This window comes from Phytohabitans rumicis, from assembly GCF_011764445.1.
GTDB lineage: Bacteria > Actinomycetota > Actinomycetes > Mycobacteriales > Micromonosporaceae > Phytohabitans > Phytohabitans rumicis.
The window spans coordinates 8,460,793-8,472,760 of the sequence record NZ_BLPG01000001.1; the positions used below are offsets into that span (position 1 = coordinate 8,460,793).

Sequence of the window (11,968 nt, forward strand, 5' to 3'; positions counted from 1 at the left end):
CCAACAGGTATGAGTTTTGATCTCGTCCTCGCCGGCGGCACCGTCTTCGACCCGGTGGCCGGGACCAGCCGGGTCGCCGACGTGGCGGTGACCGGCGACCGGGTCGCCCGGATCGGGCCTTCGCTGGCCTCCGCGGCCGGGGAGGTCGTCGACTGCGCCGGGGCGTACGTGCTGCCGGGGCTCGTCGAGGCGCACACGCACGTCTTCGCCGACGTGTCCAAGGTGGGCGCGCCGCCGGACGAGGCGCACCTGCGCCGGGGCGTGGTCGCCGCCGCCGACGCCGGCACCGTCGGGGCCTCGACGTTCGCGGCCTTCCAGAAGTACGTGGTGGCGCCGTCCGAGATGCGCCTGGTGAACTTCCTCAACGTGTCCGTGCTGGGCCTGATCGACTTTCGCTTCGGGGAGCTGCTCAACCCGGACACGCTGGTGCCGGACGACGCCATCGAGGTGGCCCGGAGCAACCCGGGTACGGTGCGCGGCTTCAAGATCCGGCTCTCCGAGGACGTCGTGGGCCACGCCTGGCGGCCGCTGCTGAAGACCTCGCTGGACGTGGCCGGCGAGGCGGGCCTGCCCCTGATGGTCCACATCGGAGAGACCCCGGAGCCGCTGCCGTACGTCCTGGAGATGCTGCGCCCCGGCGACATCGTGAGCCACTGCTACACCGGCAAGCCGTACGGGATCCTGGACGCCGCGGGCCGGGTGCTGCCCGAGGTGCTCGACGCGCGGGCCCGCGGCGTGCTCTTCGACTCCGCGCACGGGCGCAGCAACCTGAGCTTCGCGGTGGCCCGGCCGGCGATCGCCCAGGGCTTCCTGCCCGACCTGCTCACCTCCGACACCAGCGCCCGCAACTGGCGCGGGCCGGTCTTCGACCTGGTGACCAGCATGGCGAAGCTGCGCGCGCTCGGCATGACGATGGCGCAGATCGCGCCCCGGGTGACCATCGCGCCGGCGCGCGTGCTGGGGCTGGACGCCGAGGGCTACGGCACCCTGGTCGAGGGCGGCCCGGCGCACGTGACGGTGCTCGCGGACACCGCCGCGACGGTGCTGCCCGACGCGGCCGGCGGCTCGATCGAGGCGCCGCGGCTGGAGCCGCTCGCGGTGCTGCACCACGGCCGGCGGGTGGAGTTGGCACCGTGGCGCGGGCTGCCCTAAAGACCGCGCTCGGGTCGCGGCGGGTGGTCGGCACGTTCCTCAAGCTGCCCAGCGTCGACGTGGTCGACCTGGCCGCGCGGGCCGGGTACGACTTCGTGGTGGTGGACGCCGAGCACTCCCAACTGCCGTACTCGGCGGTCTCCGGGCTGGTCCGGCACGCGTACGCGACCGGGCTGCCCGCGCTGGTCCGGGTGCCGGCGGTCGACCCCGGGCTGGTCAACCGGCTGCTGGAGGCGGGCGCGGCCGGCATCCAGCTGTCCACCGTGCGGCGGCGCGCCGACGTGGACGCCCTCGTGGCCGCCACCCGGTACGCCCCGCACGGCACCCGCAGCGTCAGCCTGTCCCACCCCGCTGCCGGGTACGGCGCGGACGGGCTGCCGGCGTACCTGGCCGCCGAGGCGCAGTGCCCGCCGCTCCTGGTGGGCCAGTTCGAGACGGCCACGTTCGCCGACCCGCTGCCGGCACTGATGCCCGGCCTGGACGTGGCCTTCGTGGGGACGACGGACCTGACGGTGAGCCTCGGTGGTTCGCCACCTTCGCCGGCCATCGCGGCGGTCTCCGCGGCGGCCGCCGCGGCCGGGGTGGCGTTCGGCGGCTGGGCGTCCGCTTTGCCGGCCGCCTTCGGCGACTTTGTGGTGATCGGCTCCGACGTGCAGTTGCTGGGCAAGGCATTGAGGGAGGCACTGGATGAATGAGCTGCTCTACCGCACCGCGGTCAACTGGGACGACATCCCGGCCATCGAGGTCCGGCCCGGCGTGCGGCGCAAGGTGTACTCGACCGACCAGGTGATGCTGGCCTGGCACGAGCTGGCCGTGGGCATGACGCTCAACCCGCACTCGCACGACGACTTCGACCAGCTGGTGCTCATCCTGGCGGGCCGCTGCCGGTACTACGTCGACGGCGTCCCGCACTCGTTGTCGGCGGGTTCGATGCTCCTGGTGCCGGCGGGCTCCCCGCACTACATCGAGCCCACCGAGGGTCCATGCGTGAACGTCGACGTCTTCACACCCCCGCGCGCCGACTTCCTCGCGTCCGCCTGGCACCCGGCGTGAGTGCAAGGAAGGGCACCTTGTTATCGCTTTTTGCATAACAAGGTGCCCTTCCTTGCACTTCAACCTCAGCGGAAGTCGGACTTGCGGATCATGCAGTGGACGCCCTTGACCGCGTCGACCACCTGGCTCACCTCGAAGTCGGCGGCCGCGCTCAGGTAGGCGAGCGCGGACGCGCGGTCCATGCCCTGCGACTCCGCGAGGAAGGCCACCGCGGCGCGGACGGCGCGCTTCATGGCCTCGTTCAGGTCCTCGTGCAGACCCACCGGGATCCAGTGCGTGGCGGTCTCGGCGAAGGGGTCGCCGAGCATCCCCTTGACGTCCGCCCTGGGTAGGACCGACAGGCGGAGGGTGGCGCGCAGGGGTGCTTCCAGGGCGGTCAGGGCCACCTCGCCGTCGCCCTGCGCGTAGTGCGGGTCGCCGGCGTAGAAGCCCGCGCCGGGCACCTGCACCGGCAGGTAGAGCGTCGAGCCCACCTGCAGTTCGTTGATGTCGAGGTTGCCGCCGAAGCTGCCCGGGGGCACGGAGTGCACGGGGTCGCCGGTGTCCACGGCCACCCCCATCAGCCCGAGGAACGGCGCCAGCGGGAACCGGGCGGCCCGCCCCTGGCCGTACGGGATGACGCCGTGCAGCCGGCCGGCCTCCTCGACGACCTCGGTGAACGTGTAGACGCTGTGGTACTGCCGGTTCGGCCCCGGCCCGGTGTCCGGCGGCGTCTCCGGGAACTCGCCGGGCAGCGCGCCGTACCCGTGGCGGCTGCTGATGATGCCGTACGGGGCCCGCAGCAGCAGGCCCAGGACCTCGACCTTCAGCATGTCGCCCGGCTCGGCGCCCTCGACCGCGATCGGGCCGGTCACCACGTGCGGGCCGTCCTCGTCGTAGTCGTGCGCCATCGCCGAGGCCGCCAGGTCGCGGGAGTCGGTCAGGACCCGGTCGGCGGGGACGCCGAAGCCGGCCAGGTACGCCACCGGATCACGCCCCTGGTCTTCGAGGATCCCTTCGTGACTCAGGGTGTCGATCGTGATGGTGTCACCGGACGCCACCCGCGCGACCGGGGCGTGTGTCCGGTTGGGCAGCCGGCCCCACAAACAGGTTTCCGGCGTGGACCGCAGGTAGTGCGCACCGTCGATGCGCCCTTCCTTGGGCTGGAGCATCTTCCCTCCGTTGCTAATTGGCTCTGATCGTCTGCTTGCTCTGCATTGGAGCCGAAACCAGGCGGCGGGAGCGGAGGGTGTTAACAATGGGTAACCGCGGGGGACGAGCCGTGGCCACCCTTGACTTGGTGATGGCACCGTAGCAGCATCACATGTCGAGACGCTATCTCGGATTGTTGAGAGGATCTCGCTCGTATGGTGGTCGTAGAAGAAGACTGGGACGCCCTCACGTTCCGGGTACACCGGTCGGCGTACCGGTCCGCGGAGGTCTTCGCGCGGGAGCAGGCGCGGATCTGGGGGAGCACCTGGCTCTACCTCGGTCACGAGACCGAGATCCCGAACCCGGGCGACTTCAAGACCCGTACCCTCGGCGGGCGCCCGCTCATCTTCTGCCGCGACTCCGCCGGCGTGGTCCGGGCGTTCTACAACGCCTGCACCCACCGCGGCACGATCCTGTGCCGGCACGAGGAGGGCAACACCAAGTTCTTCCAGTGCTTCTACCACGCGTGGGCGTTCACCAACGCCGGGGCGCTGCACGCGCTGCCGGACGACGAGGCGTACCCGGATGTGCCGGCCTTCAAGGAGCGGATGGCGCTGCGGCAGGTGCCGCGCCTCGCCACCCACGAGGGCTTCGTGTTCGTCGCCTTCAGCCCCGACGTGCCGGACCTCATGACGCACCTGGGTCGGGCGGCGCACTACATGTCGCTGACCGCGCGGATCGGCGCGGAGGGCATGACGACGCTGCCCGGTGTGCAGCTCTACAGCGTCAAGGGCAACTGGAAGCTGGCCGTCGAGAACGCCATGGACGGCTACCACTTCGCGCCCACGCACAACACGTTCGTGGGCTACCTGCGCGAGACCGGCTTCGCGGTGACCGACGACGACCAGTACGCGTACGACCTCGGCGGCGGGCACGGCCTGCTCATCCTGACCGGCCACAATGGACGCATCGGGATGGTGTGGGAGCCGCGGTTCGGTGATGCGGAGAAGGAACGCACCATCGACAAGCGGGCCGAGATGGTGGCGCGGCTCGGGCCCGAGTTGGCCGCCGAGATCGCCGACGCCAGCCGGATCCTCTTCGTCTTTCCCAACCTGCTGCTCTTCGACCTGGAGGCGCTGACCATCCGGCAGCTCGAACCGGTGGAGCCGGGCCGCACCGACGTGCGGGCGTGGCAGTTCGTCGAGGTCGACGAGCCCGCCGACGTGCGTACCCTGCGGATCAAGACCATGGTGAGCTTCGTCGGGCCGGGCGGCCTCGCCACCCCGGACGACATCGAGGCGTACGAGGCGGTGCAGCGCGGCATCGTCGCGACGGCCGAGACCGAGTACGACTGGAGCGACATGTCCCGCGGGATGGCCAACGAGAAACAGGGCAACCAGGGCCGGTCCATCGACGAGGGCGCCATGCGCAGCTTCTGGCGGCACTGGGCGGAGGTCACCGCATGACCACCCGCGCCGACGTCGAGGACTTCCTCTACCGGGAGGCCATGCTGCTGGACGAGTGGCGGCTGGACGAGTGGTTCGCGCTGTTCGAGAAGGGCGGCCGCTTCGAGGTGCCGACCACCGACAACAAGGGCTGGGACAGCAGCACGGCCGGGTACTTCGTCAGCGACGACTACGACCTGATCCGGGCCCGGGTGAAGCGGCTGAAGAGCCGGATGGCGCACGCCGAGAACCCGCACTCGCGTACCCACCGGATGGTGTCCAATGTGGTCATCCTGGAGCGCGGCGAGGAGACCGTCTGGGTCGCCGCCAACTTCGTCATCCACCGCTACCGCGACGGCGGGACGTACGCGTACGTCGGCCGCTACGAGCACGTGCTGCTGGTGACCGAGGAGGGGCTGCGCTTCCGGGTGCGCCGGGCCGTGCCGGTGATGGAGTCGATGGATCCCGGCGCCCGGTTGAGCTTCATCCTATGATCCGGCACACGCTGTTCTTCACGTTCCGGGACGACGTACCCGAGGAGACGGTGACGGCCGTGCTGGCCGAGCTGTCGTCGTTCCCGGACCGGTATCCGGCCATGCGCGACTTCGTCCTGGGCCGCAACGTCAGCACCCGCGACAGCACGATGACGCACGGCTTCGCCGTCGACTTCGAGACCGAGCGGGACCTGCTGGACTACCTGAGCAGTCAGTCACACGAGGAGTTCGTACGGGAGCGCTGGCGGCCGGTCATCGAGCGGCAGGCCATCGTGAGTTTCCACTATGGAGGTCAGAGCAATGTCCACTGAGCCGCGCCGCCGGGCGCCGTACGGCGTGGAGTACGCCCGGATCGAGGTGCCGGACCTGCGCGCCACCGCGGACTTCCTCGTGTACCACGTGGGGCTCCAACTCGAACAGCACAACGAGGAGTACGCGTTCCTGCGCGCGGACATCGAGCACCACAGCATCGAGTTGGTCAGCGCCCCCGGCCGGGAGGCCGCCGAGACGACCGCGGTCGGGTTCAGCGTGGAGTCCACCGCGGTCCTCGACGACCTGCACGACCGGGTGACCGCCGCCGGCCTTGAGGTGCTGCCGCTCGCCGACCGCATGAAGGGCCTGTGCGAGCGGGGCTTCGCCGTACGCGACCCTAACGGGCTGGTGGTGGAGCTGTTCACCGAGTTCACCGAGTACGCCGAGCCGCCGCTCCTCGAGCTGCGCCCGGTCGACCTGGTGCACCCGTTCCTGGCCACCGACAAGTACGACGAGAGCCTGGAGTTCTACACCAAGGTGCTCGGCTTCCAGACGTCGGACTACGTCGGCGACGTGACGGTCTTCCTGCGCGGCGAGGACCGGTACCACCACAGCCTCGCGCTGCAACGCAACAAGCAGTTCTACGTCGCGCACCTGTGCTTCACGATGAAGAGCTTCGACCACGTCATGCGGGCCCGCGCCCGCGCGCTCTACAAGAAGGTGCCGATCGCCTCCGACCTGGTCAACCACTCCGCGTCCACGTCGATCGCGTTCTACCTCTTCGACCCGGTGCACGGGCCGCGGTACGAGCTGTGCGACGGGCACCGGGTCCTGACCGTCGAGGAGCACGAGACCACGCACCGGGCTCGCCGGATGGCCCTCGACCCGCGCAACATCGACGTATGGCGAGCCGCCGCCGACGACTGGGGTCGGTTCTGAGGCGCTACGTCGACGCGTACCTCATCGCTCTGCTGGCGGTCGTCGGCGTCGCGGCGCTGCTGCCCGCGCGCGGCGCCGCCGCCACCGCCGTCTCCACCGCGACCACCGTCGCGGTCGGGCTGCTCTTCTTCCTGTACGGCGCCCGCATCAAGCCCGCGGCAGCCTGGGCCGGGGCGAAGCACTGGCGGCTGCACGCGGTGGTGCTGCTGTCGACGTTCGCCCTCTTTCCCTTGCTGGCGCTGGCGTTGGCGTTCCTCCCCGCCGGGATGCTGACGCCCGCGCTGTACGACGGGTTGGTGTTCCTCAGCGTCGTACCGTCCACAGTGCAGTCGTCGATCGCGTTCACCTCGATCGCCGGCGGGAACGTGCCGGCGGCCATCTTCAGCGCGTCGTTCTCGAACCTGGCCGGCGTGGTCGTCACCCCGCTGCTCGCCGCGGTGCTGCTGGGCGGCGCGGTCGCCGTCTCGGCCGGCTCGATCGGCAAGATCGTGGCGCAGCTCGTGCTGCCGTTCGCGGCCGGACAGGCGCTGCGGCCGTGGATCGGCGGCTGGATGGAGCGGCGCAAGCGCATCCTCGGGTACGCCGACCGCGGCGCGATCCTGCTCGTCATCTACGCGGCGTTCAGCGCCGGCGTGGTGGCGGGCGTCTGGCACGAGGTCTCGCCCGGCCGGCTGCTGGCGCTGGTCGGCGTGCTGTCGGTGCTGCTGGCGTTGGTGCTCGGCCTGACGTACTGGGCGGGCCGGCTGCTCGGCTTCGACCGGCCCGACCGGGTGACGGCCGTGTTCTGCGGCTCCAAGAAGAGCATGGCCACCGGCCTGCCGATGGCGACCGTGCTCTTCACGCCGGCCAGCGTCGGGCTGATGGTGCTGCCGCTGATGCTCTTCCACCAGATCCAACTCGTCGTCTGCGCCGTACTGGCCCGCCGCTGGGCCTCGCCTTAGGGTGTTGCGGGTGTTCACTGTGCGCGTGGGGGTACGGGGCTACGAGCTGGACGTGCTCGGCCACCTGAACCAGGCCGTCTATCTGCAGTACGCCGAGCACGCCCGGTGGGAGCTGCTGCGGACCGCCGGCGTCACGGCCGCGAAGCTGCAGGCCAGCCGCACCGGCCCGGTGGTGCTGGAGACGACGATCCGCTACCTCGCCGAGCTGCACGCCGGCGACGAGGTCGACGTGTCGTGCGCGCTGGAGTGGGGGACGGGCAAGACGTTCCGGATGGCGCAGGAGATCCGGCGGGTGGACGGCACCCTCGCCGCGGGCGTCACCGCCGTCGCCGGCATCCTCGACCTGGACCGGCGTCGCATGCTGGCCGCCCCCGCCGACCACCTCCGCTCCCTGGCCGACCAGCCCGCCCTCCTCAACCTCCCCTGACCTCCCCGCCATCGCTGTCGCCTTCGCCCCGTCGCCGCTGGCGCTGGCGTGGCGCACGTGAGTTGCGCGCGTGAGTAGGGCCCCGGTACCCGCCATAGCGTGAACAGGGGACGCCCTACTCACGCGCCGCCCGCCGATGGGGACCCCTATGGGGCCGGCGCCACGCCGCGGGCGGCCGGCCACCCGTGACTGGAACACCAGTGCTGTTATGGGCGCTCTTTGACAGCACTGGTGTTCCAGTCACGGAGGGCGCCGGCCGCGCAGGCCGTCCGCGGCTGCGTCGTCGATCAAGGGATCTCTCGCCGATCAAGGGCATACGGTCGTGGAAAAGAGATCAAAGCACGGCCGTATGCCCTTGATCGACGCGAAAAAGGGGGGCGGGGGGCGCGGAGGGCGGGGGTTAGCGGGTGCCGCGGTGTAGGGAGTGGGTGCGGGGGCCGCTGGTTCGGTGGCGGGTGCCGGCGGCGTCGGCCAGGACGCCGGCGAGGTCGTCGAAGCCGTCGCGGACCAGGCCGACCGTCACGCGGATGTGGTCGCTGCCGAGCGGATGCACCTCGAACGGCGCGCCCGGGGCCACCCCGATGCCGTGCGCGGCCAGGGTCAGCAGGGCGAACTGCTGGTCGCGTACCGGGATCCACATGTTGATGCCGTCGCCGGCCGACGCCTCGACGCCGTGCGTGGCGAGCGCGGACAGCAGCAGGTCGCGGCGGCGGCCGTACTCCAGGCGGGCGGCGCCCACGGCCTTGACCGTCGCGGCGTCGGTGAGCAGGTCGAGCAGCACCGCTTGGAGGACGCGGCTGGACCAGCCGGGGCCGAGCAGGCGGCGGTCGGCGACGGCCGCGATCAGCCCGGCGGGGCCGCCGACGGCGGCGAGGCGCAGGTCGGGGCCGTGGCTCTTGGAGAAGCTGCGCACGTGCACCACCTGGTCGGGCAGGTGGGTGCCGAGCGACACGGCGGGCGCGGTGGCGATGTCGCCGACGTGGTCGTCCTCTATCACGACCACCGCCGGGTGCTCGGCGAGCACCGCGGCGAGCGCGGCGGCCCGCGCGGGGGTCATCGAGACGCCGGTCGGGTTGTGCGCGCGCGGCTGGAGGAAGACGGCGGTGGGCGCGCACTCCAGGGCGGCCGCCAGCGCGGCGGGCGCGAGGCCGGCCGCGTCGAGGGCGACCGGCACCGGCACCGCCCCGACCGTCTCCAGCAGGTCCAGAATCGGCGGGAACGTCGGGTTCTCCACCACCACGTGCGCGCCGAACCGGACCACCGCGGCGACCAGCCGGTCGAGCGCGTCCAGGGCGCCGTCGACCACGGTGAGCTGCTGCGGCGCGAACGGCCACCGCTCCCGCAGCACCGCCTCCAGCCCGGGCAGGACCGGCTCTTCCAGGTACGACGTGGTCAGCCGGGTGTCGCCGATCCGGCGCAGCGCGGGCGCCAGGTCCGGGAGCAGATCATGATCGGGTACGCCGGTGGAGAAGTCGTGCGGGAGCGTGGCCGGGTTGGCGGTGAGCCGGGCGTACCGGAGCTTTTGGCGCGGACGGGCCGGAGTGAGCACGAACGTCCCGGAGCGTCCGCGGGTCTGGATGGCGCCGGCGCTGGCGAGCGAGCGCCACGCCTCGCTGACGGTGGTGGGGCTGATGCCGAGCGCCTGGGCGACCGAGCGGACGGTGGGCAGGCGGGACCCGGCGGGCAGTTCGCCGGTGTGGACGAGGCGGCTCACGGCGGCGGCGATGCCGCGCGCGGTGCGGTCGTTGACCGCACCGGCGATGAGCTGGAGCATGTTACTCCTACGCAATATCCTGTAACAAAATGGCCATTGTCCGCCCGGACCTGTGTCACTAAAGTCCTACGCCATCGACAGCGAAAAGCCAACAGCAGAAGTTGAGGGACGATCATGGCAGACCTCATCCGCGCCGCTCTCGTCCAGACGAACTGGACCGGCGACAAGGAGTCGATGATCAAGGCCCATGAGGAGTACGCCCGCCAGGCGGCCGCCCAGGGTGCGAAGGTGATCTGCTTCCAGGAGCTCTTCTACGGGCCGTACTTCTGCCAGGTGCAGGACAAGGAGTACTACTCGTACGCCGAGTCCATCCCCGGCCCCACCACCGAGCGCTTCCAGGCCCTGGCCGCCGAGTTGGGCATGGTCATGGTGCTGCCCATGTACGAGCAGGAGCAGCCCGGCGTCCTCTACAACACGGCCGCGGTGGTCGACGCCGACGGCCGGTACCTCGGCAAGTACCGCAAGACCCACATCCCGCAGGTCAAGGGCTTCTGGGAGAAGTTCTACTTCCGTCCCGGCAACATCGGCTATCCCACGTTCGACACCGCCGTGGGCCGGATCGGCGTCTACATCTGCTACGACCGGCACTTCCCGGAGGGCTGGCGCGCCCTTGGGCTCGGCGGGGCCACGATCGTGTTCAACCCGTCGGCCACCCACCGCGGCCTGTCGTCGTACCTGTGGAAGCTGGAGCAGCCGGCCAGCGCGGTGGCCAACGAGTACTTCGTCGGCGCCATCAACCGGGTCGGCATCGAGCCGCTCGGCGAGAACGACTTCTACGGGACGTCGTACTTCGTGGACCCGGAGGGCAAGTTCGTCGGCGAGACCGGCGACGCGCACGCGCCCGAGCTGATCGTGCGCGACCTCGACCTCGGCCTGCTCGCCGAGGTGCGGGACAGGTGGGCGTTCTATCGCGACCGCCGCCCCGACGCCTACGGTCCGCTCACCCAGCCCTGAGAAGGAGCAACCCCATGACTTTGCTGATCACCGGGGGCACCGTGATCGGCCCCAGCGGCGCGGTCCCGGCCGACGTGCTGGTCGACGGCGAGACGATCGCCGCGATCTTCGCGCCGGGCGCCGGCCCCGCCGGCGTCGAGACGCTCGACGCCACCGGGAAGTACGTCATCCCGGGCGGCATCGACGCGCACACCCACATGGAGCTGCCGTTCGGCGGGACGGCCGCGAGCGACACCTTCGACACGGGTACGCGGGCGGCGGCGCACGGCGGCACCACCACGATCATCGACTTCGCCGTGCAGCGCACCGGTGAGGTCGTCCAGGACGGGCTCGCCGCCTGGCACACCAAGGCCGGCGGCAACTGCCACATCGACTACGCGTTCCACATGATCCTCGGCGGCGTGGACGACGACTCGCTCAAGGCCATGGACCAGCTCGTGGCCGACGAGGGGGTCACCAGCTTCAAGCTGTTCATGGCGTACCCGGGGGTGTTCTACTCCGACGACGGCCAGATCCTGCGGGCGATGCAGAAGGCCCGGGACAACGGCGCCATGATCATGATGCACGCCGAGAACGGCATCGCCATCGACGTGCTCATCCAGCAGGCGCTGTCCCGGGGCGAGACCGACCCGATCCACCACGGCATCACCCGGCCCGAGGCCCTGGAGGCCGAGGCCACCCACCGGGCCATCGCGCTCGCCGAGGTGGCCCAGGACTGCCCGCTCTACATCGTGCACCTGTCGGCCAGCCGGGCCCTGGAGGAGGTCGCGGCGGCGCGGGACGCGGGGCGCAACGTCTTCGCCGAGACCTGCCCGCAGTACCTCTACCTGACGCTGGAGGACCAGCTGGGCGCGCCCGGCTTCGAGGGCGCCAAGTGGGTGTGCTCGACGCCGCTGCGCAGCAAGCACGAAAACCACCACCGCGACCTGTGGAAGGGCCTGCGCAGCAACGACCTGGCCGTCGTGTCCACAGACCACTGTCCATTCTGCTTCAAGGACCAGAAGGAGCTGGGGCTCGGCGACTTCTCGAAGATCCCGAACGGCATCGGCGGCGTCGAGCACCGGGTCGACCTGGTGTACCAGGGCGTCGTCGACGGCAAGCTGTCGCTCGAACGGTGGGTGGAGACGATCGCCACCACGCCGGCCCGGATGTTCGGCCTGTACCCGCGCAAGGGCGTCATCGCGCCCGGCTCGGACGCCGACATCGTGCTGTACGACCCGAACGGGCGCACCCGGATCGGCGTGGAGACGCACCACATGAACATGGACTACTCCGCGTACGAGGGTACGAGATCGCCGGCAAGGTGGACACCGTGCTGTCCCGCGGCGAGGTCATCGTGTCCGGCGGCGCGTACCACGGCACCAAGGGGCGCGGTAAGTACCTGCCCCGTGGCCTGTCGAGCTACC

12 protein-coding genes and 1 pseudogene are annotated in these 11,968 nt (G+C 70.9%); 11 read left to right on the forward strand and 2 right to left on the reverse strand.

Translation table 11 applies throughout. From position 1 onward, the window contains the following. Positions 1–9 precede the first annotated feature (9 nt). The 3 genes from Prum_RS38300 to Prum_RS38310 are packed head-to-tail and all read left to right on the forward strand — an operon-like array spanning position 10 to position 2,205. A complete protein-coding gene (locus Prum_RS38300) occupies positions 10–1,152 on the forward strand; it encodes an amidohydrolase family protein (protein ID WP_173081628.1) in 1,143 nt (380 codons plus the stop codon). Then, positions 1,134–1,847: an HpcH/HpaI aldolase family protein gene (locus Prum_RS38305; RefSeq protein ID WP_173081630.1), complete on the forward strand. Its 714-nt coding sequence runs from the start codon at positions 1,134–1,136 to the stop codon at positions 1,845–1,847. The genes Prum_RS38300 and Prum_RS38305 overlap by 19 nt, the downstream gene beginning before the upstream one ends. After that, positions 1,840–2,205, forward strand: coding sequence for a cupin domain-containing protein (locus Prum_RS38310; protein WP_173081632.1), 366 nt, complete (start codon positions 1,840–1,842; stop codon positions 2,203–2,205). Before Prum_RS38305 ends, Prum_RS38310 begins: the two co-directional genes overlap by 8 nt. A 65-nt stretch (positions 2,206–2,270) precedes the next feature. Here the strand turns inward: Prum_RS38310 and Prum_RS38315 are convergent, their stop codons facing one another. After that, complete coding sequence (locus Prum_RS38315) at positions 2,271–3,356, reverse strand: acetamidase/formamidase family protein (RefSeq protein WP_173081634.1); 1,086 nt, start codon at positions 3,354–3,356, stop codon at positions 2,271–2,273. 195 nt (positions 3,357–3,551) lie between these two features. Here Prum_RS38315 and Prum_RS38320 point away from each other — a divergent pair, with 195 nt between their 5' ends. Genes Prum_RS38320 through Prum_RS38345 form a run of 6 tightly spaced genes read left to right on the forward strand, consistent with a single transcriptional unit; the run spans position 3,552 to position 7,834 of the window. Then, positions 3,552–4,802, forward strand: coding sequence for an aromatic ring-hydroxylating oxygenase subunit alpha (locus Prum_RS38320; protein ID WP_173081642.1), 1,251 nt, complete (start codon positions 3,552–3,554; stop codon positions 4,800–4,802). Then, positions 4,799–5,275, forward strand: coding sequence for an aromatic-ring-hydroxylating dioxygenase subunit beta (locus Prum_RS38325; protein ID WP_173081644.1), 477 nt, complete (start codon positions 4,799–4,801; stop codon positions 5,273–5,275). Before Prum_RS38320 ends, Prum_RS38325 begins: the two co-directional genes overlap by 4 nt. After that, the gene (locus tag Prum_RS38330; protein WP_173081646.1) at positions 5,272–5,586 is read left to right on the forward strand and encodes a Dabb family protein; all 315 of its coding nucleotides are present in this window, start codon (positions 5,272–5,274) and stop codon (positions 5,584–5,586) included. The genes Prum_RS38325 and Prum_RS38330 overlap by 4 nt, the downstream gene beginning before the upstream one ends. Next, positions 5,576–6,466 carry a VOC family protein gene (locus Prum_RS38335; RefSeq protein ID WP_173081648.1) on the forward strand — a complete coding sequence of 297 codons (891 nt, stop codon included), beginning with the start codon at positions 5,576–5,578 and terminating at the stop codon, positions 6,464–6,466. The genes Prum_RS38330 and Prum_RS38335 overlap by 11 nt, the downstream gene beginning before the upstream one ends. After that, a complete protein-coding gene (locus tag Prum_RS38340; protein WP_173081650.1) occupies positions 6,430–7,407 on the forward strand; it encodes a bile acid:sodium symporter family protein in 978 nt (325 codons plus the stop codon). Before Prum_RS38335 ends, Prum_RS38340 begins: the two co-directional genes overlap by 37 nt. Positions 7,408–7,417: 10 nt before the next feature. Further along, entirely contained in the window at positions 7,418–7,834 is a 417-nt protein-coding gene (locus Prum_RS38345; protein ID WP_246278375.1) for an acyl-CoA thioesterase, read from the forward strand. 400 nt (positions 7,835–8,234) lie between these two features. On the opposite strand, the gene Prum_RS38350 is transcribed toward Prum_RS38345, so the two are convergent. Next, positions 8,235–9,608: an aminotransferase class I/II-fold pyridoxal phosphate-dependent enzyme gene (locus Prum_RS38350; RefSeq protein ID WP_173081654.1), complete on the reverse strand. Its 1,374-nt coding sequence runs from the start codon at positions 9,606–9,608 to the stop codon at positions 8,235–8,237. Between the two features lie 114 nt (positions 9,609–9,722). On the opposite strand from Prum_RS38350, the gene Prum_RS38355 reads away from it, so the two are divergent. After that, positions 9,723–10,562 (forward strand): nitrilase-related carbon-nitrogen hydrolase, encoded by an 840-nt coding sequence (locus Prum_RS38355; protein ID WP_173081656.1) that lies wholly within the window; start codon positions 9,723–9,725, stop codon positions 10,560–10,562. A gap of 14 nt (positions 10,563–10,576) precedes the next feature. After that, positions 10,577–11,794: pseudogene (gene hydA / locus Prum_RS38360) on the forward strand (dihydropyrimidinase); the annotation flags it as partial. Positions 11,795–11,968: the final 174 nt, after the last annotated feature.